Annotated in this window: 14 protein-coding genes; 11 read left to right on the top strand and 3 right to left on the bottom strand. The window is 45.9% G+C overall.

The features are described 5' to 3' along the window. Positions 1-128 precede the first annotated feature (128 nt). From MWG26_RS17945 to MWG26_RS17930, 4 genes are all read left to right on the top strand, one after another. On the top strand, positions 129-2,393 hold the full coding sequence (locus MWG26_RS17945; protein ID WP_025656222.1) for a pyruvate formate lyase family protein: 2,265 nt from the start codon (positions 129-131) through the stop codon (positions 2,391-2,393). Between the two features lie 12 nt (positions 2,394-2,405). Continuing rightward, the gene (locus MWG26_RS17940) at positions 2,406-3,380 is read left to right on the top strand and encodes a glycyl-radical enzyme activating protein (protein ID WP_025656223.1); all 975 of its coding nucleotides are present in this window, start codon (positions 2,406-2,408) and stop codon (positions 3,378-3,380) included. Between the two features lie 151 nt (positions 3,381-3,531). After that, positions 3,532-4,560, top strand: a complete 1,029-nt coding sequence (locus MWG26_RS17935; protein ID WP_025656224.1) for a LacI family DNA-binding transcriptional regulator — start codon at positions 3,532-3,534, stop codon at positions 4,558-4,560. A 246-nt stretch (positions 4,561-4,806) separates the two neighbouring features. Then, entirely contained in the window at positions 4,807-6,018 is a 1,212-nt protein-coding gene (locus tag MWG26_RS17930; RefSeq protein ID WP_025656225.1) for a hypothetical protein, read from the top strand. A gap of 226 nt (positions 6,019-6,244) precedes the next feature. Here MWG26_RS17930 and dnaK read toward each other — a convergent pair whose 3' ends face one another. Next, positions 6,245-8,011, bottom strand: coding sequence for a molecular chaperone DnaK (gene dnaK / locus MWG26_RS17925; protein ID WP_025656226.1), 1,767 nt, complete (start codon positions 8,009-8,011; stop codon positions 6,245-6,247). A 376-nt stretch (positions 8,012-8,387) separates the two neighbouring features. Here dnaK and MWG26_RS17920 point away from each other — a divergent pair, with 376 nt between their 5' ends. Both MWG26_RS17920 and MWG26_RS17915 read left to right on the top strand, forming a co-directional pair. After that, complete coding sequence (locus MWG26_RS17920) at positions 8,388-8,720, top strand: nucleotide pyrophosphohydrolase (RefSeq protein ID WP_025656227.1); 333 nt, start codon at positions 8,388-8,390, stop codon at positions 8,718-8,720. Between the two features lie 354 nt (positions 8,721-9,074). Continuing rightward, positions 9,075-11,126: a beta-galactosidase gene (locus MWG26_RS17915; protein ID WP_025656228.1), complete on the top strand. Its 2,052-nt coding sequence runs from the start codon at positions 9,075-9,077 to the stop codon at positions 11,124-11,126. Positions 11,127-11,214: 88 nt separating this feature from the next. On the opposite strand, the gene MWG26_RS17910 is transcribed toward MWG26_RS17915, so the two are convergent. Further along, on the bottom strand, positions 11,215-12,153 hold the full coding sequence (locus MWG26_RS17910; protein ID WP_181969591.1) for an AraC family transcriptional regulator: 939 nt from the start codon (positions 12,151-12,153) through the stop codon (positions 11,215-11,217). A 290-nt stretch (positions 12,154-12,443) separates the two neighbouring features. On the opposite strand from MWG26_RS17910, the gene MWG26_RS17905 reads away from it, so the two are divergent. The 3 genes from MWG26_RS17905 to MWG26_RS17895 all read left to right on the top strand — a co-directional run bounded on the left by MWG26_RS17905 (position 12,444) and on the right by MWG26_RS17895 (position 15,656). Then, on the top strand, positions 12,444-13,475 hold the full coding sequence (locus MWG26_RS17905; RefSeq protein WP_025656229.1) for a TIM barrel protein: 1,032 nt from the start codon (positions 12,444-12,446) through the stop codon (positions 13,473-13,475). Positions 13,476-13,553: 78 nt separating this feature from the next. Beyond that, positions 13,554-14,678 carry a carbohydrate kinase family protein gene (locus MWG26_RS17900; RefSeq protein WP_025656230.1) on the top strand — a complete coding sequence of 375 codons (1,125 nt, stop codon included), beginning with the start codon at positions 13,554-13,556 and terminating at the stop codon, positions 14,676-14,678. Positions 14,679-14,708: 30 nt separating this feature from the next. Next, the gene (locus MWG26_RS17895) at positions 14,709-15,656 is read left to right on the top strand and encodes a class II fructose-bisphosphate aldolase (RefSeq protein WP_117441078.1); all 948 of its coding nucleotides are present in this window, start codon (positions 14,709-14,711) and stop codon (positions 15,654-15,656) included. Between the two features lie 78 nt (positions 15,657-15,734). On the opposite strand, the gene MWG26_RS17890 is transcribed toward MWG26_RS17895, so the two are convergent. Then, positions 15,735-17,279 (bottom strand): hypothetical protein, encoded by a 1,545-nt coding sequence (locus MWG26_RS17890; RefSeq protein ID WP_025656232.1) that lies wholly within the window; start codon positions 17,277-17,279, stop codon positions 15,735-15,737. 366 nt (positions 17,280-17,645) lie between these two features. On the opposite strand from MWG26_RS17890, the gene MWG26_RS17885 reads away from it, so the two are divergent. Both MWG26_RS17885 and MWG26_RS17880 read left to right on the top strand, forming a co-directional pair. Further along, positions 17,646-21,503 (top strand): PAS domain-containing protein, encoded by a 3,858-nt coding sequence (locus MWG26_RS17885; RefSeq protein WP_244062763.1) that lies wholly within the window; start codon positions 17,646-17,648, stop codon positions 21,501-21,503. Between the two features lie 559 nt (positions 21,504-22,062). Next, complete coding sequence (locus tag MWG26_RS17880; RefSeq protein ID WP_025656235.1) at positions 22,063-23,082, top strand: LacI family DNA-binding transcriptional regulator; 1,020 nt, start codon at positions 22,063-22,065, stop codon at positions 23,080-23,082. Positions 23,083-23,258 lie beyond the last annotated feature (176 nt).

Below are 23,258 nucleotides of genomic sequence, written 5' to 3'. Positions count from 1 at the left end.
CAACAAAACGGCTGGTTAATTCAGAAATAGTCGTATCATGCAACCTTAAAGTCACAACGGGAAGTTGTGGCTTTTTTATTGGCTGATAAAATAAAGACAGAAAATGAAACATGAATGGAGGTACTAAAATGGAACAATCTAAATTTAGGAAAAATGAAAGAATACAAAAATTGTGGGAGAGAAGCACCGGTTTATCAAAAAGCGGGAGAAGGAATGTATATGTGGATAACGCAGAATTTCTTGTGTACCACTGGTCCGGGCACAGTGCGGGATTCTCACCGGCAACCGGAGAGCTGGCGCTTTCCGATGACGAGAGAATCAATCTGGGGGACCACAACTGCCGGGTGGATGTGGGCACTCCGTTTCCGTATCTGGACGAGATGCCGTCCAGAGTGAAGGGCTTCGAATACTCTGCAACTAACTGGGCGGAGGATTATGCTTTTTTTTTGGACCATAGTCCTGCAGAAATTTATCCAAATGAGACGATTGTGGGAGAATTCCACTGGCAGCTGGATGAGGCCAGAAAGTTTGTGTATCCGGATGAAGTGGCAGAGCTGGGATTTGACCTGCGCCAGATGGGCGCCGGAGGAACAAGCCTGGCACATACCTGCCCGGATCTTAACATCGGCCTAAAGAAGGGATGGACCGGACTGCTGAAAGATGTGACGGAAAGCAAAGAAAAATGGAAACGGTATGGAAACAAAAAGAGGCGCGCCTATCTGGAGGCACAGGAACAAGTGGTACAGGCAATCATACGCTATACTATGCGGCATTCCCTGCGTGCTGCGGAACTTGCAGGGGCGGAGGGCGACCCGGAACAAAAGAAGAGGTATCAGAAAATTGCTGCCAATATGAAACAGCTGGCAGAGGGGGCGCCTGAGAGTTTTGAGCAGGCAGTACAGTGGATCCAGTTATTCCAGGTTGTAGAGAGGATAAACGGCCATGGCAACGGATATGGAAGGCTGGACCAGATGCTGATCAGATTTTATAGAAAGGATCTGGAAGAAGGGAAAATCACAAGGGAGGAAGCCAGAGATATCCTGGCAGAACTGTACCTGAAATACGGCGGGAATTATTTCTCCTTCGGCGGAAGAGACCGGGAAGGCCGGGACGCCACCAATGAAATCAGCTGGATCGGACTGGAGGCCTACGATATGATAGGCGGCTATAATCATCTGGGTGTGATGTGGCATGAAGATATGGATCCGGACTACTACAGCTATGCATGTGACGTGGTGACAAGACACGGCTGCGGGGTTCCTACTCTGGTCAACTATGATGTAATGCGGGATTCCGAGCTGTACAGTGGTTACAGCGAAGACGATGCCTGGAATGTGTCGTACAGCGGCTGTCAGTGGTACTGCGCGGTGGGAGCCGAGTACAGCGACCATGACCTGAACTCTTTTGTTCTGCCGGCCCCCATGCAGAGAGCCATGAAGCTGGCAGAAGAACAGAATGCAGAAACTTTTGAGGAGTTTTGGGATTTATATACCCGGGAAGTAAAGCGGACGGCAGAAGCATTTACCGAATTTAAGAACTGTGTGTATAAGTGGCAGGACCGGGTATGGCCGGAAATGGTCACTACCCTCTGCATGAAAGACACCATTGAAAAAGGGCTGGATGTTACGTCAATAGGCGGGCCTCATAATGCATTTACTTCTGTTAATGTTCTGGGAGTGCCCAATGTGGTGGATTCTCTGTACGCCATAAAGAAAGTGGTGTTCGAGGAAAAGAAATATACGATGGCCCAGCTGAATAAGGCTGTTCAGAACAACTGGAAAGATCACGAAATCATGCGCCAGATCATGCTGAACCAGGAGAAATTCGGGAACGACCGGGACGGTGTGGACGAGATGTACGTAAGAGTAGCGGAAAATATCCACGATACGCTGGAGGAACAGCGCAATATCAAAGGCTTCAACTTCCGGGCCTCTTTATTCCAATATATGGGGCATACCTATGCCGGTCCTATACTGGGCGCGACGCCGGACGGCAGGTTTGCCGAGGAACCGATCGCGCATGGGTGCAATCCTATGCATGGAAGAAACCATGAGGGGATCACTGCAACCGCAAAGTCCTTACTGAAGGTGCCTTTCAGAGAGTACCAGGGCGGTTCGCTGCAGATCGAACTGCAGCCGAAATTCTTTGACGGAAAGGAAAACAAAGGCGCATATATCGAAAACTTTTCTAAGGCATACATGAAGAAGGGCGGCATTCAGATTAACTTTAATGTAATCGATCTGAAAAAGCTTAAGAGGGCGGTAGACGATATCGAGAACCCGGAATATGCGGACATTGTCGTAAAGGTCACCGGGTACAGCGCTCATTTTGTGGTTATGGATCACGAGTTCAGAAAAGAATTTGTGAACAGAGTAAATTATACAAGTGTTTAGCGGGGAAGAAAGATGGAAAAGGGACTGGTTTTTGACATACACAGAGGAACAACCCACGATGGGCCTGGTATGCGCACCACTGTGTTTTTGAAGGGGTGCCCCCTGCACTGCAGGTGGTGCCAGAATCCGGAAAGTATCAGTCCGGACAGGGAGCTGCAGTGGGATGCAAAAAAATGTATCGGCTGTATGAGCTGCGCCGCCCACTGTACGGGAAATGCGCTGGCTGCGGAGACCGGTGGGATACGGATCGACAGAACAGCCTGCAGACAATGTTTCACCTGTGCTGACCAGTGCCCGGCAAAAGCGATGGGCACGGTGGGAGAATACTGGGAAACAGCCCGGCTTGTGAAAGAGGCATGTAAAGACGATATGTTTTTTGACGATTTTTCAGGAGGGGTGACCGTGTCGGGCGGCGAACCTGTGCTCCAGCACCGGTTTCTGGCTGAATTTCTGGAGGCGCTGAAGCGTCAGGGTGTGGATACCGCACTGGATACATCTGGTTTCGGTAAGAAAGAGGTTTACGAGGAGATATATCCATATGTGGATACATTTCTCTATGATATCAAATTCATGGATGAAAAACTGCATAGAGAATATACGGGCGTCAGCAACAAGATCATATTGGATAACCTGAAGTTCATAGCCGGTAAAATTCGGAAAAAGAGGGACACAAGGCTGTGGATCAGGACGCCGTTAATTCCGGGGGCGACAGCAGCAAAAGAAAATATAGAGGAAATCGGCCTGTTTGTTCGGAAAGAACTGGCGGATGTGACAGAACGCTGGGAATTATGTGCATTTAATAATGTGTGTAAAGAGAAATATGCTAAGATTGGACAGGAATGGGATTATGACACAACTGAACTGATGGAAGAAAAAGAGGTGCAGAAACTGGCGGAGGCAGCCGGGAAATATGCAGATGGGTATCTTGTAGTCTCAGGGCTGACCAGAAAACAGGGGGCTGCATCAGCAGTCCCCAATGGAGAATAATACAATGTTCATGTAGTCTCTTAGGTTGGGGATTTCCAGCGTGAGCCGGAGGCTTCGGTGGGAAAGGAATCTAAATAAAAGGAAAATGAATTGACAAACGTTCGCTGCCGGAGTACCATAGTATAAAACACAGATCAGGGAGGTTGCGGAGATGCCTGGTATGAGAGATGTGGCAAAGGCTGCCGGCGTATCTTTATCTACGGTTTCAGCGGTCTTAAGTGACAGCGGAAAATATGTGAGTGAAGAGATCCGGAGCAGGGTGCTTGAAACAGCTGGTGAGCTGGGGTATCAGCTTCCGGAAAGGCAGAAAAAAAGAGATAAGATTATTGCGGTTGTTCTTCCGAATATTGCAAGCACATTTTTTTCTAATCTCCTGAACGGAATCGAAGACACGGTGGCAGAAGAGGGATATGTCCTGGTAGTTGGCAACTCGGATTTCGATTTTAATAAGGAAAAAAGGTTCATCAAAACGATCCGGAAGCAGGCGCTGTGCGGAATTCTTATTGATACTGTCTGCCCGGCTACAGAAGAAAAGGAATATTTCAGTTTTATAAAACAGACGTTTCTGGAACGGAGGATCCCGGTTGTAACTCTGGAGAGAAAACTGGAGGAAACAGGGTTCGGAAGTGTGTATGTAAATCATGAGAAGAATGCATATATGGCGACCCGGGAACTGTTGGAAAACGGACACCGGCGTGTCGCCCACATTTCAGGCAAGATGTCTAATCCTCTTACAATATGCAGGGTCCAGGGATACAAGAGAGCTTTGGCAGAATTCGGCGTGCCCTATTCGGTGGATCTGATTGCAGAGGGCGATTTTACGCCAAACAGCGGATATATGATGGCGAAGGAGCTGATGATCAGGAACCGGGGCCTGACTGCTATATTTGCAGCGAACGACCAGATGGCGATAGGAGCAATTAAGGCGGTCCGGTCGGAGGGGCGGACGATTCCGGATGAGTTTGCTGTGACCGGGATTGATAATCTGAGCGTATCGTCAATGATAGAGCCGTCTTTGACAACGGTTAATGTTCCCACGTATCAAATGGGCCGTATGGCGGTAAAAATGCTGGCAGACCCGGATATAAAAGAAAAAAGCGTAGAACTGCCCTGTAATCTGATTGTTCGAAGATCTACGAATAAACTGGCAGCGAGCGAGTGGGAATTATTCGGATGGTAAGTGCCGGCATCGATAACCAGAGCGAACAAAACGAAGAATGTTTTCTGGTGTTCGCTCCTTTTTTGTGCTAAAACACGATGAATTGCGTCATAAAATGTGTATTAAGCCGAAAATATTATTTTGAATTGACGAACGTTTTCTGGCGTGATAGTCTAAACTCATCTAGTATAAACCAGCAAGGCATTTAGTGTGGCTTATACTAGTACCTCGTAAAGAGTTTTCGATAAAATGAGTAAGGAGGCTATTATGGACAAAAAAGGTCTGACAGAAAAAGCTTTGTCAAAGGGAAAAGGAGTGCTCCGCCTGGCGCCGGCCTGGGTACCCAGAGCATTCTGCCGTCCGGGGAAGAGAATTAAACTGCACCCCGATGATTACTATATATTGGGCACGCGGGGCGGAATTGATGAACGGTGGTTTTCTTCCACGACATGGGCGGAAAATGGGCCGGGAACTCCGGAGGATGAAGGGTTAAGCTATATTATAGCTGACGAAGAGGGGAACGAGCGGATTCTCCTGCGGGACGCAGTTGAACTGTCAGGCGCAGAGCTGATCGGAGAGAAGCTGTGGAATAAGTACCATCGATGGGCTATGTTTTCTAAATTCTTTGACAATGCCGGGCCTCTGCCTCATCATATCCATCACCGCCAGGCACACGCAGAAAGAGTGGGGGCAGACGGTAAACCCGAAATGTACTTTTTCCCATCCCAGCTGAATAACCATGGAGGAGAGTTCCCCTTCACATTTTTCGGATTTAATCCGGAAACCACGAAAGAGGAGGTCTTGGAAAGCCTCAGAAACTTTAAGAAGGGTGATAACAACATTCTCGGCCTCTCCAGAGCATATAAGCTGGAACACGATACCGGTTTCCATGTAGACCCGGGAGTTATGCATGCACCGGGCTCACTGTGTACATATGAACCACAGTTTGCATCAGATGTCTATGCCATGTATCAGTCCGTACTGCTGAACGGACAGGTGGTAGGCGAAGACCTGCTCTGGAAGAACTGTCCGGAAGAAGAAAAGGGGAATTATGAGTATCTTCTGGATGTCATTGACTGGGAAAAGAATATCGACCCTGATTTTCATAAGCATAATTATATGAGGCCCAAACCAGTACGTCCTATGGAAGAAATGCTGCAGGATGGATATATAGAAGAGTGGATCTGCTATAAATGTGACTGTGTCAGCGCAAAACGTTTGACAGTACTGCCCGGGCGTACAGTCTTCATAAAAGACAGCGCACCATACGGCCTGATCTGCCTGGAAGGGCATGGAACATTTGGCGTGTGGGAGATAGAATCCCCCGCGTTGATCCGCTATGGTCAGCTTACCCACGATGAGTACTTTGTGACCGAAAAGGCAGCAAAAGAAGGCGTAAAGATCGTAAACCCATCAGAAACAGACCCAATTGTTATACTGAAACACTTTTCAGACAATCCTGATCTGATTCTGGATTAAGCTGTACCACCAAGCGAATCCATACACTGTCCACATCAAGGAGCCTTCCCAGCTGACGACCGTTACTACCGATTGGATGCAACCAGTGAAAGGAAGGGATCTCCGCAAGCCGTCCATGTCCGCATTTTGCAACGGCATATGTGCACTTGGACGGCTTGCGGAGATCCCTTCTTTTCGCGACCCCCTTCTGCCCATCCCTACCCGGAAAAGAAAATCTGCTTGGGCTTTAGGAAAGCAGCTCCGCCGCTGATCTCTCCAAAGTTTCCCTGGCGGCCCTGATTTCTCCGGCCTGCTGATCGGTAATTTTTTCAATGGTTGTCTTTCCAAGCAGTTTCTGAAGAGTATTCAGGTCGGCTTTGATCTGTTTGTACTCGGTCTTCTCCATATCTTTTTTAGAATCTTTCAGGCTTTGGCTTACCTGGAATGCAAGCTTTTCCGCTTCGTTACGGATATCAATGTTTTCCTGACGTTTGTTGTCCTGGCTCTCATAAAATCTGGCGTCGGCCATGGCCTTCTGTATCTCAGCCTCGGACAGATTGGAGCTGGACGTGATTGTAATCTGCTGTTGTTTGCCGGTACCCAGGTCTTTAGCAGACACGTTGACGATTCCATTTGCATCAATATCAAAGGTGACTTCAATCTGTGGAACTCCGGCAGGGGCACGCTTGATCCCCGATAGTTTAAAATTGCCGAGCAGCTTATTGTCGCGTGTAAATTTACGCTCACCCTGATAGATTTTAACATCTACAGAAGTCTGAAAGTTAGCGGCGGTTGTATAAATGTTGCTTTTCCTTGTGGGAATAGCCGAATTCTTAGGAATCAGTACATTTGCCACGCCTCCCACTGTTTCAATGGAAAGAGAGAGCGGTGTGACATCCATGAGAATAATTTCCGAAGCGGAAGAGCCTGCTGCCAGTGCCGCGCCCCCGCTGAGCTTTTCTGCCTGGACTGCCGCTCCCAGGGCAACACATTCGTCCGGGTTCAGGGACTTCGAGGGCTCAAGGCCTGTCAGCTGCTTTACTTTATTCTGGACTGCGGGAATCCGTGTGGAGCCTCCCACCATAATGACCTTACTGAGGTCGGCTGCACGAATGCCGGCATCTTTCAGGGCGGTATTCACCGGGCCTGCTGTCCGCTCCACCAGGTCGCTGGTCAGCTCCTCAAACTGTGCGCGGGTAATGGTCATCTGCAGATGTTTTGGCTCGCCCTTCTTATCTGTTGTGATAAACGGCAGATTGATATCTGTCTGTGCCGCAGAAGAAAGGCTGATTTTTGCTCTTGCAGATTCCTCCCGGACTCTTTGAAGCGCAGAAAAATCTTTTTCCAGATTAATCCGTTCCTGCTTTTTATAGGTCTTAACGATATAGTCTGTCAGGCGCTGGTCAAAATCATCGCCGCCCAGGTGATTATCCCCATTGGTGGCAAGCACTTCGATGACCTGGTTTCCGATTTCAATAATAGAAACATCGAATGTTCCGCCGCCGAAATCGTATATCATAATCTTCTGAGGCTCCCCGTTATCAAGCCCATATGCAAGGGCAGCAGAGGTTGGTTCATTGATAATACGCAGTACGTTCAGGCCCGCTATCCTTCCTGCATCCTTGGTTGCCTGGCGCTGGGAATCACTGAAATAGGCAGGCGCCGTAATGACTGCATCCGTAACGGGCTGGCCGAGATATTGCTCTGCGTCTTTTTTTAGCTTCATTAATATGATGGAGGAGATCTCCTGAGGGGAATAATCCTTTCCGTCAATGCGGGCACGGTAGTCCGTACCCATGTGGCGTTTAATGGAAGAAATGGTTCTTGTGGGATTCAGCGCATACTGCCTTTTGGCGCTTTCTCCGACAAGGCGTTCGCCGTCATTCTTAAAAGCGACGATGGACGGAGTGGTTCGCATACCTTCCGCATTGGCGATCACCACGGGCTTACCGCCTTCGATTGCTGCAACACAGCTGTTCGTAGTTCCTAAATCAATACCGATTGCTCTGGACATAGTAAATCCTTCCTTTTCTCTATGGTTGTTTTTGAGTATAACGGCAAAATATGTCGGGAATGTGATTGGTTCCTAAAAAAAGAGTAAAATGTGAAACTAGTAATTGTATAATAATTAACTGCCGCATAAGCCGGCTTAAATTTCCGATAGCACTGCTCCACAAGCCTCAGCGCAGCCCACTACGCTTGTGTTTGCGGAGCAGCACTCTCAAAAATGTGTCTCAGCTTATGAATCAGCTGGTTATTTTACGATGTACTAGAGACGGATTGCCAGATGTGGCGGCCGGTGATATGCTTATATTTAGAAGTTGGATGTGGTGTATGAAGGTGAGTAGACACTGAATTACAAGATTATATGAGAAATGAGGATTATATAAATGAAAGACAAAGTTACAACATTGGCGGAGATTAAGGAGTATATTCAGGAGTTTTCAGACGCCCGGGGCTGGCGTAAAGATCAGAACGCTAAGGATCTTGTGATGGCTCTCACCGTTGAGGCAGCAGAACTTGCGGAAATATTTATGTGGCTTCATTCTGATGAAGCGGACAGTGTAAAGGAAGAACCCCGGGAATTTGAACATCTGCAGGAAGAGATCGCCGATGTCTTCTGGTATCTCTGCCGGATATGTAAACACTTTGACATCGATCTGGCACGGGCGGTGGAAGACAAAGCAGAAAAGAATGCAGAGAAATATCCGGCTCGGAAATAGGTAGGCGTGCATCCCATATACTTTCTAAACACCGAAGAAAAAGGATTACTTGAGGAAAAGTTCAACTGGTAGGCCACATCTGTAACCGTATTCTTCGGATCCTTCAGTACCGGAGCAGTATAAAACAGGCATGTCAGAAGTCCGGGATTTCTGACATGCCCATTTATTTATAAATGTTCGGATTTCTCTCTTTTCGCTCCGTTTACGATTCTGTAAAATAGATAGGGAGAAGAAATTTTGTTTCTCAAACCCTGAGGGCATGCCGCAGTTCATGTTCTTGGGAAAAAACTACTATACCAGTACATCGTAAAATTAATAACGGGCAACTTATGCAGGAAACGGAGAAGTGGAGTTATGAAGAAAAAGCAGAATTTTCAATGGAACAAAATGACAATGGGAGTGTGCTATTATCCCGAGCACTGGGATAAAGCGCTGTGGGAAGCGGATTTAACACGGATGCTGGATATCGGGATTACAGTAATTCGTATTGCGGAGTTTGCGTGGAATAAATTTGAACCGGAGGAAGGACGCTTTACGTTTACATTTTTTGATGATTTTTTAGAACTGTGCCAGGGGAAGGGAATGAAAGTCATATTTGGAACCCCCACAGCAACGCCGCCGGCATGGCTGACGGAAAAATATCCGGAAGTACTGAACAGCAGCATGGAGGGCGTTTTGTACCGCCATGGCGGCAGAAGGCATTATAATTATAATGCGCCGGTATACAGGGAACTGTCAGCAAGAGTGGTAACGGAAATTGCGGCACATTATGGCGGGCATCCGGCGATTGTGGGATGGCAGATTGACAATGAGCTGAACTGTGAGGTTTCCGAATTCTATTCCGATGCGGATTCTGAAGCATTCCGTGTATTTCTGAAGGAGAAATATAAGACACTGGATGCTTTGAATGAAGCATGGGGAACTGTATTCTGGAATCAGACCTATACACAATGGGAACAGATTTATGTGCCGCGGCCAACACTGAGCAGAGCTGTGAACCCACATATGCATCTGGATTATTACCGGTTTATTTCCCACAGTACACTTTCCTTTTGCAGCATGCAGGCGGAGATCATCCGTAAGTATAAAAAGCCGGAAGATTTTGTTATGACGAACGGAATGTTCGACCATGTGGATAACCATCGGATGATGGAAGAATGCCTGGATGTATATATGTATGATTCTTACCCCAGTTTTGCTTATGGATTGGACCGGGAACCGCTGAAATCACAGGACCTGAATGACAGGAAGTGGTCTAAGCATCTGACAGAAGTGCGGTCAGTCTGCCCGCATTTTGGAATTATGGAGCAGCAGGCTGGGGCCAACGGCTGGACAACCCGGATGGAAGGGCCGGCTCCGCACCCGGGGCAGCTGACGCTCTGGGCAATGCAGAGTGTGGCACATGGCGCGGATTTTATATCATTTTTTCGGTGGCGTACCTGCACGTTTGGAACCGAAATGTACTGGCATGGAATCTTAGATTATGATAACAGGGATAATCGGAAACTGGCGGAAGTAAAGGATTTTTATAAAAAACTTCAGACACTGGAACCTCTATGCGGGGCAGATTATGTGGCTGGTTTTGCTGTTTTAAAGGATTACGATAATGTACTGGACGCAGAAGTGGACGTATGGCATGAAAGAATCGGCAAGTATAGTGAAAATGAAATTTTTGCTGCAGCAGAAAAGTCCCATACCCCTTATGATGTTGTTTATCTGCAGCACGGCAGCGAACTGGATGAGCTGAAACGGTATCCGGTTTTATTCTATCCGCATCCGGTTATCGCGAATAAGAGGCGTGTGGAATTATTGAAGCTTTATGTGGAACAGGGCGGTACGCTGATTATCGGCTGCAGGGCCGGGTATAAGGACATGAATGGAAGATGTGTGATGGAACCGCAGCCGGGGCTTTTTGCAAAGCTGACAGGTTCTGATATAAAAGAATATACCTTTACAAGTCCTGCGGAGGTACCGGTCTATGCAGATTGGAATGGCCGTGAAATGGAGATGCCTGTATTTAACGATATTATGGAGCCTGCCGGCGGCAAAGTGCTTGCTGCTTACAAAAACAGTTATTATGCGGGAAAAGCGGCTTTCATAGAACACCATGTGGGAAACGGAAAAGTATTGCATCTTGGAAGTGCTTTTTCACGGGAAAATGTAAAAATGCTGCTGGAATATACGAATGTCTCGGAACCATTTGCTGAACTGGTAAACGCAGGGGAGGATGTGGAGCTTATCATGCGCAGGAAGGATGGCAGAAGTTTCCTGTTTGTTTTGAACTTTTGCGCAGAGGAAGCTGTGGTTGAACTAAAGCAGAAGATGCCGCTATTGTATACGGGAGAATGGCAGGAGGGACGGCAGGTTATTCCGGCTTTTGGGACAGCGGTTTATGAGGTGGGGTAGGGAGGCATTGCGCCCCGGGTCTCAGCACAGCCCAATGGAGCGCAAATATGAATACATACGGGAAAAGTTTGAGGATTCATAAAGCCATTTACAGTTTACACGTATTCCATATGCGGGACAGAACAAAAGCCGCCTGTTCAAATGAATACCGGTTCTGTATATTGTCAGTAGGGAGAGCTGCGCCAACCGGGCGCGGCTTTTCCAGCTTTTTTCGATACTCTTTTACACTGCACCCAAGGTTTCTCATGAACATCTGATTGAGGTACCTGCTGCTGGAGAATCCTGTCTCAAGGCAGACGTCCAGAATTGGCAGATCGGATTTTGAGATTAACTGGAAGGCGTGCTCGAACCGGATATTATTCAGATATTCCTGAAAGGAAATCCCCAGCATCTGCGTGATGAAATGCGAAGCATGATAGGTGGTGATATTCTCCAGGCCGGCGATATCCTGCAGGGCAATATGTTCCATATAGTGTTCTGAGATGTAGTCTGTGATCCGGTTCAGGCGCTTGGAGTTGTTTTTGGCGGTGGCGGATTCTTTTTCACTCGCAATTGTATACTTCGTTCTTGTCAGCAGCTGGTAAATGGCTTCCAGAAGCAGGCTGGAGCATTTGATGGCATTGTGCGCGGAAGAAGAAAAATAGGAAGCAGCACAGGACAGCAAAGTCTGGTACAGAGCGTCATGCAGTTCACCGTTTCGGATGATATTGTTATCGAAACGAAGGAAACCGAGCTGATAATCAATTCTGCGGTAAAAGTCGGGATGAATCTGAAACGCAAGTATTTGGTTCTGACTGCCATGATTAAAAAAAGAATGTATCTGATACCTGTTGATAATATAAATATCCCCGGCATGCAGTTCATGCTGTTTAAACTCTGTGAAAAGTGTAAGGCTCCCATCCAGAAGAATGCCGATTTCCAGGTCTCCGTGCCCGTGAGGACTGCGGGCAGTCATTTCTACCAGAAAGATTTCCAGATAGTTCATCGTTGTATGCTGTACGATTTCAAATTCCTCTTTTTTTAACATGTCTTCATTCTCCTTGAAATACATTTTATCAATAAAGTAGATAAGATTCCTGTCTATGCAGGCGGCGGGCAGGTAAGTGACAAATACTCCGCTGCTCACTGCGGGGGCTCTGGCTTTATGATACACCACGTGAAAACAATAAACAACAAAAAAAATCGCAACATAGTCATTTTCCAGCCTGCTGTCTCTGATATAAATAAGATATAGCAGTTAAGGGCCTGCGGCATTCCCATAATTAGCACTTATAATAGCGCCAAAGCCCATTTTTATGAAAGCGAGGAAAAATTATTATGACGAAATTCAAATTTTCAGTTGGTCCCTGGAATGTACATACGGGAGCAGATTCTTATGGTCCGGCAACAAGAAGGGACATTCCGGCAGAGGAGAAGTACAAAAGGTTTGCAGAACTGGGGTTTTCCGCAGTGCAGTTCCACGATGACGATGCAGTGCCGAACATCAATGATTACACGGAAGAGGAAATCAAAGAGAAGGCGCGCGAACTGAAGAAAACACTGGACAAATACGATCTGAAGGCAGAATTTGTCGCTCCGCGCCTCTGGATGGATGATCACACGCAGGACGGCGGATTCATGAGCACATCTGAAAAAGACAGAGAGTATGCGATGTGGAGGGCTTACCGCTCGATAGATATCGCCAACGAACTTGGCTGTGATATGATTGTGCTCTGGCTTGCAAGAGAGGGAACGCTGTGTGCAGAGTCAAAATCTCCGGTCTGGGCAACAAAGATGCTGGTGGAGGCAATTAATAAGATGCTGGAATATGACCCGAAGATCCGTGTCTGCATCGAGCCGAAGCCAAATGAGCCGATTGACAGAAGCATCTGCGGAACAATGGGACATGTCATGGCTGTTTCTGCGGCTACGATAGATCCGGCTCGTGTAGGCGGTAATCTGGAGAGTGCACACGCAATTCTGGCAGGGCTGGATCCGGCCAATGAGATTGGATTTGCGATGGCAATGGGAAAACTGATGACCGTGCATCTGAATGACCAGAACGGAATCCGTTATGACCAGGACAAATCATTTGGCGTCGAGAATCTGCGCGCTGCATTCAATCAGGTCAAGGTCCTGAAGGAAAATGGTTATGGGGAGAACGGAGAGTATGTCGGTCTCGATGTCAAGGCGATGAGGACGACAAAGGATGAGGACAGCTATAAGCATCTGGAAAATAGCCTGAAGATATTTAAGGCTCTGGAAGAAAAGGTGGATAAGTTCGATTATGATTTCCAGAAAAAATGTGTTGATAACAGAGATTTTGAGGCGCTGGAAATGTATGTGATGAATCTTCTGATGGGAATCTAATAAGTCTTGACACAAAAAACAGGGAGATCAAAAGGTCTCCCATTTTCCGTATTAGAAAAAGAAAGACAGGAGGCAGCTATGAAGAAAAAAGTAATCGCAGCCGGACATATTTGTCTGGATATCACGCCGGTATTCCCTGATAAAAAGGTAAAGCAGTTAAGCGAGACACTCTCTCCGGGCAGTCTGATACAGATGGGGCAGGCGGACGTACACACTGGCGGGGCCGTAGCCAACACCGGACTGGCAATGAAGATACTCGGTGCGGATGTTACTTTGATGGGGAAGATCGGAAAAGATGCATTTGGCGATATGGTATATAATATTTTAAAGAAATATGATGCAGAGGCGGGAATGATTTTATCAGACAAGGAATCTACATCCTATACGGTAATCCTGGCAGTTCCGGGAATTGACCGCATCTTTCTTCATAATTCAGGAGCAAACCATTCCTTCCGGGCATCGGACATTCCTCAGAAAGCTTTAGAGGAAGCGGCGTTGTTTCATTTTGGTTATCCTCCGCTGATGAGATCTATGTATGAAAATGACGGAGCGGAATTGGTGGAAATAATGAAACGTGCAAAAGCGGCGGGTGCAGCAACTTCACTTGATATGGCGGCTGTAGATCCTGATGCGCAAGCCGGCAGGGCTGACTGGGAGAAGATTCTGGAATGTGTCATGCCTTTTGTGGACTTTTTTGTGCCCAGCGTGGAAGAACTTTGTTTTATGCTGGATAAGAAACGTTACGAACAATGGCAGGAAAGGGCTTCGGGGAAGGACATCACAGAGGTTCTGGACATCGAAAAAGATATAAAACCCCTGGGAAGACAATGCATGGAATTCGGTGCCAAAGTCCTTCTGATCAAATGTGGCGCGCCTGGGATGTATTATAAAACCGCGGGCCGGAGGGCACTCCTGAATATTGGAAACCGGGTGGGGCTGGATTTAAACAGCTGGGCAGACAAAGAAGGGTTTGAAAAGAGTTATGTGCCGGAGTGTATCCTTTCCGGTACCGGGGCCGGGGATACGAGCATCGCTGCATTTTTGACTGCCATGCTGGAAGGATATCCGCTGGAGAAAACGCTGCAGCTGTCGACGGCAACCGGGGCTTCCTGCGTGGCGGCCTATGATGCTTTGAGCGGATTGCAGACTTTTGACGAACTGGAACAGAAAATAAATGCCGGATGGCACAAAATAGGGTCATAAAATGATCTAATAAAAATTAGGAGGCGGAATATGTTAGTAAATTTAAATGAAGTATTGATTCCTGCGAAAAAAAATCATTATGCAGTAGGACTTTTCAATGCGGTAAATCTGGAACTTGCAAGAGGAATTATAAGTGCAGCGGAAAGTACGGCTTCGCCTGTAATCATGGGCACTGCGGAAGTACTGTTTCCATACGGACCGCTGGAGGAGGTGTCATATTACCTGATTCCTATGGCGAAGAAGGCAAATGTGCCGGTTGTCATCCATTTGGATCACGGCCTTCATAAGGAAACTTGCCTGAAAGCACTTGAATTAGGGTTTTCTTCCATTATGTATGACTGTTCTACAGATCCCTATGAGGAGAATGTAAAAAAAGTAAGGGAAATGGCAGATATTGCCCACTCTTACGGCGCAACAATCGAAGGGGAGCTTGGTCATGTAGGAGATAATGAAGGCTCTGCAGAAGGTAACTCTCATATGATTGATCCGAAGCAGTTTTATACGGAACCGAAGATGGCGAAGGATTATGTGGAAAAGACAAAAGTAGATGCATTGGCGATCGCGGTAGGAAATGCACATGGAGCATACAAGCTGCCGCCAAAATTAGATTTTGAGAGAATTCGGACTATTGCAAACACCGTGGATGTCCCTCTTGTACTGCATGGGGGCTCCGGCCTTACGGACTCTGACTTCAAACAGGCTGTTTCGGAGGGCATCAGTAAGGTGAATATTTTTACGGATATCAATATCGCTGCGGTAGAGGCGGAATTTAAAAAATTCAGTGATATGAATAAAGGGATTATTGACCTGATTCCAGCAGCGGTGGAGGCGGTTAAGCAGGAATCAATGAAAAAGATGAAGCTGTTTGGCAGTGAAAGGAAAGCCGCGAATACATGTTATAACGAGAAAATGGACGTGGACCGCCTGGTACAGGTTGTTGTTGAGGAGGTAAACCGGAGGTTAGTCCGCAAGCTTTAGGCTTGCGGACTAACCTTCGATATTTGAGCGAAACTATAGATACACCCATTTCTTCTTTTTTGATCACATATCTATAAATCAGTTTTTTTTCATTGCTTTTTTCAGCTGTTTTAATTCACTGCGCAGGCGCTTGGCCACTGTTTGGCGGGAATCGATATGAGAGGTTTCTTTGATAAGACGCCACAGATGTTCATGCAGCGAAGCGATCAAAGCCTGCTCTGTAACTTCAAACAATGCAAAAGGATCGTTCTCACGAATCAATAAAGCGAAGCAGTTTCCTTTTACGTACACAGTTACATTATCAAATAGCGGTTTGTCCAAGAGTATCACATGATAGTTGGGATAGGTATCCATATACCATAAGATGTATTCCAAATGCATCTGATACTCCTCCGGCGTATAGTAGAGCCAATCAGTTGGGGAAATTTTCGTGCCCGGAATTGGTACAGTGTTCTTTAATACCTCATCCAGATCCGGCAGACAGAGGATATCCGTTATTACTTTATTTTCCAATACCTGGGCCCGAGCCTGTGCATTTTTCGTATAGTCTTCAAACATTCTCTGTACGGTTGCTGTGCCGCGCCTGCGAATCTGAGTAATCAAATCCGGCGGGATTGCAAGAATGGAAAGCATGCCGGGTTTACAGATAGCGGTATCTTCTACGGCGGATATCCTCTCGTACCGGTCAGCGGGTTTAATGGCTGTGTCTACAGTATGAACGGCCATTGCGGGATGACAGCGCTCTAAGATTCTGCTATAGTGTTCGTCCGTAAGCCGTACCGTCATGAGGTCAGTGGTCAGGATGGTCATGGGGGTTTCTTTTTGGCCGCTGAGTGAATCGGAATGCAGAGCAATATGGCCGGGTACTACAAAGATCGTACGGCGATGCAAATCATCCCGTGACCAGGGGTAGTAAAACAGCTTGAGCGCATTGGCAAAATAGGCAGGGAGCCAGCGTTCAATAGACCTGAAAATACTTTCTGAATTTTGTGCGGGCGGCTGAATGCGCTGGAACTTACAGCCCTTTTTCACGCACTGGCTGATCAATCCAGCTAATTCCCGCGTGAAGCTGTTGTCTTCAATAATCCAATCCATACACTCGTCTGTGAATACGCGTATAGTGCAGGGGGTATTAAGAGAGAGAACATAAGCGGCAAGCTCACGTACGGCTTGCCTTTTTCCTTCATTATTGTAGTAGGCAACGAATCCTGTTTCCTCGAGTGTGAGTGGTTTCGTTTCGGGTTCGGACGCAATTGTTTTGATATCCTCCATGGAGAAAGTGCCGAAACGGTCGAGGAAACGGCTTATTTGACTTTTAGGAGCAGAGTTTGGTGCAATCAGCCATTCGTAGATGACCTTTGTAAGGGTCGATTCATCTAAATTTGTATGCAAGCGTACGTCTCCTGTCAGCTCATATAGTGCGGAGAGGCGATACTCGCTGTCAAACCGGCCGGCAAAATAACCGGCTATGCCTTGTACCAGGGAGAGTTTCGCTGGCATTTTTCGGGTTCCTTTTTTCAGACGGCTGATCTGTGCGGTATCTATCTCCAGAGCACGGGCCAGCATTACATTTTTTGTGGCGGTAAGGGATAACAACGCCGATAGTTTTTCTGAAAATTCCATATGCAATACCTCCTGGAAATAGTATAACAAGAAAAAGTAAAAACAGCAATGAAAATTGGCAATAAAATTGACTAAAACTCAAGTTGACACTAAAAGTAAACATGTTGCAAAAAAGAAGGATTGCCTTTATAATGTAATAAAGTAAAGATAAAAGCTGTGATTTAATGATTTTCTCACAAAACAACTATAGATATGGCAATAAAATTGCGGATTTGACAAAAGATAAATAATACAAAGCGGCAATAATATTGTACTGAGAATTGGGGATTACCTTTGCAGCATCGGAGTTGAAGAAGAGCGAGTACAATAGATCTGGAAAAGAGGCCAACAGTGATGAAAAGTGAAAATACAGAAGTTTTAGAGCAAATGAAGATAATAGGTGATTTGGCACCCTGTGGGATAGGTCTGTATGATTTAGAAACCTCTGAACCTATTTTTTTAAATAAGGCGTATTATAAGCTGATCGGATATACAGAGGAGGAATACCAGCCTATCAAAACAGATTTTGACGCGCTGATGTTCCCGCAGGATACACCTGTTACACGTCAGAGCAAATTTGTCTTTGACCAAGAGGGAGAAGCCACGGGCTATGAATACAGGATCGTACGCAAAGACGGCCAAATCCGATGGGTGAAGCTGAATGTTTCCAAGGTTAATTTTGGCGGGCAGGAGTTTGCCTTTACCTCTTTTACGGATATTACAGGCGAAAAGGAAGTTGCCTCGCAATTATCTCTGATTGCAGAAAATGCCGGAAGCAGTATGTCCCTGATTAAAATTATAGACAACAAAAAAGAACTTATCTATGCCAACGATGCTTTTTTTCATAATGTAGGAGTTGAACGCGTACAATATCAGGCGGAGATGGAAGCGTTTATCAGTGCTGCGGTATCGGAGACTGATTGTCAGAGAATATGGGCTGCAGCCCGAACAGCGCTTTCGAGTGGAAAGCCTGCAGATATTACCCACCGCTATCTCCGCCCAGATGGAAAAACACTATGGCTGAATCGGCGTTTTGCTGCAATTAAACAGGATTCGCCGGACACGTTTCTTATTGTGTCTATTGTTACAGATGTGACAAAGGAAAAGGAAGCGGAGTTGAATACGGCGTTGGAACAAAGCAGATTCCGAACCGTTATCAGTGAACTTAACGCTGCTGTGTTTGAATGGAATTTAAAGGACGGCAGTTTTTATAGCTCGGAGGCATACCAAAATTATGCAATCAGTGATGTCAGCAATGAGGATATCCTGAACAACCGCGGTCCGGCAGATATTGTGCATCCGGATGACCGTGCTGAGTTGCAGCGTTTTTTCGCAGAAACTTCATCAGGCAGCAGTAATGAACGTGTAGAGGTGACTTTACGCCTAAAAATGAAAAATGGTACGTTTCATTGGTGCCGTATGATAGCCTTTTTCTATGGAGATACAGAAGGTACACCAACCAGGACGATTGGCGTTCTTATAGACATCAACGAAGAACAGGAACGAATGTTTCTGTTGAATAACTTGCTGGATGAGGTGCCTGCCGGGATCGGTATCTATGAAATCAAAGGCGGCCAAGCGTCTCTTCTCAATTTAAATGCGGCCTATTATAATATGCTCGGTGCGGAGCCGGCTGCGCGCAAACAATTTTTAGGGACAAATTCCTTGGAGGCTGTCCATCCGAAGGACCGCAAAATTATAGAATCCGCTATCCTGAGGTTGAAAGCTGGAGAGGATAAAGTAAATGCTCTGTATCGTGCCAAATGTGGCGATGGCCAATGGAAATGGCTGAACCTGACGGCCTGTGCGGTTGAGCGCCGCGAAAATTTTATCAAGGTATATGCAGCTTTTAGTGATTGTGATGAGATGATGCGTACGCAGCAGGAGCTGCAAAACAACCGCACGATGCTTAATGCCGCACTGGCTAGTGCCCAGGTTATGGAATGGCGTTATGATTTTAAACGTAAAATTGTAACAGATTCCGGCGCGTTCGGCACAAATTATGGCTGGCCAAAGGTAATTGAGAATATCCCGGACGTGTTTCTTGATGCAGGACGGGATGGCTTAATCCATCAGGACAGCGTAGAGGACTTTGCGTGGCTGTTTGCCCATTGCGGCGAAGGAAGGCGGATTCAAAAAGATATACGTTGTAAGTCGCCGGATGGCTCAAAATATATATGGCAGCGTGTGATTTATACACCTGTTTTTGATAAAAATGGTATGTGTAAAGAGTGTATTGGCACTGCCGTTAATATCACGGAACAAAAGGAGCGCGAACAAAACTATGAGGAGCAGCTGCGGCTTCGGAAGGTCGCAGCTCAGGAAGCGCTTGCAATGGCAAGCTATAATCTTACGCAGAATCGAATGACTGAGGCAGAGAGCTCTAATCCAGAGCTATATAGAATCATGTCGTGTACGACGGTGGATGATGTTCTGCGTGGTATTCGGGAATGTTCCGCCGATGCTGAAGAGGAAAAACGATTCTTACCCGTCTATGATTGCAAAACCATGCTGCGGGCGTTTGAAAATGGTACAACACATATTGAAATCCGCCATCATCTCAAACATGATTCCCGATGGGTGCAAAGCAGTTTTGATATGCTTGTAAACCCTTATACCGGCGATGTGGAGGCAGCCTCGGTTTTGCGGGACATTACAGATATGGTACGGGCAGAGCTTGTAGTAAATCGTCTTCTTGATGTGGATTATCAGATCATCATGACTGTTGATGCAAAAACAGGGGCTGTCCAGCCATTTAAAAACGGGATGAAAGAAGCACATTTAAAGGCGTTCACAGAAATACAGGCTGGCCTTGATGTCTTTGAGAATACGGAAAATGCAGACCGGACTGGCCGTGAAAACAGCCTGCAGTACATCAAACAGCAACTTGAAAAAATGGCAGTTTATGATAGTCTTTATGTCAAACGAACCGGTGATAAGCCGGTATATAAGCGCATCATGTACACTTATCTTGAGAACAGCCGGGACACAATTCTTTGTGCGGTTCAGGATGTTTCTGATACCTACGAGCAGGAAGAAAAGCAAAAAGAAGCACTGGCCCGGGCGCTTCATGCCGCGGAAGAGGCAAGTCATTCCAAATCGGAATTTCTTTCCCGAATGAGCCATGATATGCGGACGCCTATGAACGGAATTCTTGGCTTGGCGGAGCTTTCGTCCCAGGAGAATGATCCGAACATATTAAAGGACTATATTGCCAGAATGAAAGAATCTGGTATATATTTACTGAGCCTCATTAATGACACGTTGGACTTCCAGCGCATCGAACGTGGAAAGATGCAGCTTAACAAACAAATTGTATATATTAAAACTTTATATGAAAGTATAGTTGCTTTGATCAAACCATCTGTGGAGAAAAAGAAGATCGACTTTCAAATCGTCAACCACAATGCAGATCTGGATTGGTATGTGTATCTGGATCCTGTACGTATCAAACAGATATTCGTCAATCTATTGTCTAATGCGGTAAAATTTACTCCGGCAGGCGGTTCGATAATCATGGATATACAATATCTTGCAAGAGAAGGGATGATTTCTCATAACTGCATTAAGATTATTGACCATGGGATTGGGATGAGTGAAGAGTTTGTGAAAACCCGGTTGTTCACACCATTCGAACAAGAGCAGAATATGGTTTCTTCCCAATATGCAGGATCCGGACTCGGACTTTCTATCACGCGTAATTTGTTAGAGATGATGGGGGGGCGTATCGAAGTAGAGAGTGCACTTGGCAGAGGGACTACTATGTCTGTTTACTTGGATTTTGAACAAGTAGACTCAGAAAAAGCGCTGAAATCGCTGACAAACGACCAGAACGAACGTACTGATACAGCGGAAAAGCTTTCGGGAAAACAAGTCCTTTTGGTGGAGGATCATCCGCTTAATGCTAAAATAGCCCAAACACTGTTGGAGAGGGTGGGCTGCACGGTGTATTGGATGGACAACGGACAAAAAGGAGTGCAAGCGTTTGAGGACTCACCGGTGGGGGCATTTGATGCCGTTTTGATGGATATACGTATGCCTATACTGGATGGATTAGAGGCAGCGAAGGCAATTCGTATGCTGAACCGTGCCGATGCAAAGACGGTTCCGATCATTGCTATGACTGCGAATGCCTATGATGAGGATAGAAAAAAGTCAAAAGAGTCTGGTATGAACATGCATCTGACCAAACCCATTGAACCAGCAATTTTATATGAGGCATTAAAGAAATATATGGAACTATGAGGCTTGTGTTATTGAAAGCAGTGGAGAAATTGATGGCGCTTTATCAGAAATAAGCAAATAATTCAAAACCAAATCTGGTATAATGTATGATTTGTAAATTTATATACTGCATTTGTGTAAATATTTACACCTTGGCTACAGTTTTGTTCATGATATAATAAACATAAAAAAGATCAAGAACGAACCCCTGATGAACAGCGGCAAGGGTTATCAGGACCGCTTTTTGCGATGCTGCAATTGTGGATCCATCGGGACAGGTCATGCGCTGCATTGGCAATGCCGGATGGGGGATAACGGAAAAGAAGGGATAATAGGGAGCAGAGCTGTCTGAGTTTGGGACACCCCTTGCCCATTTTAGGCCGTGTTCTTTTAAGAAAGAACACGGCCCAAATTTGCTGGTATGCAGAAGCAATTAGGGTGGCTGAAGCAAATAAATTTAAAATCCAGACAAGAAAGTACAGGGGAAATTCCTTGTCAGATATTATGATTTGCTTTACAATAGTAAGATATACAGAAACGCGGATAGAAATAGAGTGGAAGATATATCGGAGGAACAGTGATGCAGGTGACGATAAAGGATATTGCACGTGAGTGTGGAGTCTCGGTGGCTACGGTGTCTATGGCACTGTCTTCAAAGAAAACTAGGGTGTCGGAGAAAACAAAAGCAAAAGTAATAGAAGTTGCACGAAAGTATAATTATCAGCCGAATAATGCAGCGGTAAGCCTTGTGAATAAAAAGAGTAAGCTGATAGGGATTGTCTTTAACGACTTGCGGAACACCCATATTTCATCACTTTTCATGGAGATTAACAATGTGTTTGAAAAAAGAGGCTACTCTCTTGTCTGCCATATTATCGAAGATGACGGAGCGGTGGAGTGTGATCTGATTCGGAACGTGGGTGCGGGAAATATCAGTGCCTTGATCTGGGCGAAATCGCTTGAGAAATATACGGATGAAGAAAAAAAGAAACTGAATGATGCCATGTTGCAGCTAGATGTTCCGGTAATGACTATGGATAATTACGGATTTGCCTGTGAGGGGACGGATGTAGTGTTTGATTACCGTCAGGGCGGATATATCGCGACGAAGCATCTCATAGAGTACGGACACAGAAGGATCGGTTGTGTGGCGGGGAAAAAGAACTATCAGGTGACACAGGAGCGTTTGGAAGGATATAAAATGGCGCTTGAGGAAGCTGGAATTTCTTACGATGAAGAACTGGTTGTCTATGGGGATTATACAATGAATAGCGGATACATGTTATTTCCCTATATTATGGGAAAAAAGGTGACGGCTATTTTCTCTATGAATGACGAGATGGCATTTGGTATTTATCGTGCGGCGAGAATGTACGGGGTTGGTATCCCAGAAGATGTTTCTGTGGTCGGTTTCGACAACGTTCCGTTTGCGGATGTGATGCAGGTGCCGCTGACAACAATAGGCATTCCGGTAGAGGAAATGGGAAAGTATATAGGAGAACGCACCATGGAGCTGATCGAGTGCACAGAAAAAAAGGGAAGGAATGTGAGAGAGTATAAACCACAACTTTTGCTTCGGGGCAGTACAAAGAAAATTTAAAATGGTTTTATGTAAGAGTCGGTGAAACCGGCTCTTTTATTCTGTAAAATAATACCATTTGTGTCTGTCTATTTTTAACAGTGTTGAAACGTTTAGACATATTTGTTGAAACGTTTAGACAAGTGATAATATACAAAATAAACAAAAATAAACCTAATTAATTGAATAAACATGAT

It is taken from the genome of Faecalicatena contorta, assembly GCF_022835095.1.
In the GTDB taxonomy this organism is placed as follows: Bacteria; Bacillota; Clostridia; order Lachnospirales; family Lachnospiraceae; genus Faecalicatena; species Faecalicatena contorta.
This window is presented reverse-complemented; position numbering and strand designations above follow the sequence as displayed.

Excerpts from the sequence above, each read along its gene's own strand:
- MWG26_RS17945 (WP_025656222.1), top strand. The coding sequence starts at position 129 with ATGGAACAATCTAAATTTAGGAAAAATGAAAGAATACAAAAATTGTGG.
- MWG26_RS17940 (WP_025656223.1), top strand. The coding sequence starts at position 2,406 with ATGGAAAAGGGACTGGTTTTTGACATACACAGAGGAACAACCCACGAT.
- MWG26_RS17935 (WP_025656224.1), top strand. The coding sequence starts at position 3,532 with ATGCCTGGTATGAGAGATGTGGCAAAGGCTGCCGGCGTATCTTTATCT.
- MWG26_RS17930 (WP_025656225.1), top strand. The coding sequence starts at position 4,807 with ATGGACAAAAAAGGTCTGACAGAAAAAGCTTTGTCAAAGGGAAAAGGA.
- dnaK (WP_025656226.1), bottom strand. The coding sequence starts at position 8,011 with ATGTCCAGAGCAATCGGTATTGATTTAGGAACTACGAACAGCTGTGTT.
- MWG26_RS17920 (WP_025656227.1), top strand. The coding sequence starts at position 8,388 with ATGAAAGACAAAGTTACAACATTGGCGGAGATTAAGGAGTATATTCAG.
- MWG26_RS17915 (WP_025656228.1), top strand. The coding sequence starts at position 9,075 with ATGAAGAAAAAGCAGAATTTTCAATGGAACAAAATGACAATGGGAGTG.
- MWG26_RS17910 (WP_181969591.1), bottom strand. The coding sequence starts at position 12,153 with ATGTTAAAAAAAGAGGAATTTGAAATCGTACAGCATACAACGATGAAC.
- MWG26_RS17905 (WP_025656229.1), top strand. The coding sequence starts at position 12,444 with ATGACGAAATTCAAATTTTCAGTTGGTCCCTGGAATGTACATACGGGA.
- MWG26_RS17900 (WP_025656230.1), top strand. The coding sequence starts at position 13,554 with ATGAAGAAAAAAGTAATCGCAGCCGGACATATTTGTCTGGATATCACG.
- MWG26_RS17895 (WP_117441078.1), top strand. The coding sequence starts at position 14,709 with ATGTTAGTAAATTTAAATGAAGTATTGATTCCTGCGAAAAAAAATCAT.
- MWG26_RS17890 (WP_025656232.1), bottom strand. The coding sequence starts at position 17,279 with ATGGAATTTTCAGAAAAACTATCGGCGTTGTTATCCCTTACCGCCACA.
- MWG26_RS17885 (WP_244062763.1), top strand. The coding sequence starts at position 17,646 with ATGAAGATAATAGGTGATTTGGCACCCTGTGGGATAGGTCTGTATGAT.
- MWG26_RS17880 (WP_025656235.1), top strand. The coding sequence starts at position 22,063 with ATGCAGGTGACGATAAAGGATATTGCACGTGAGTGTGGAGTCTCGGTG.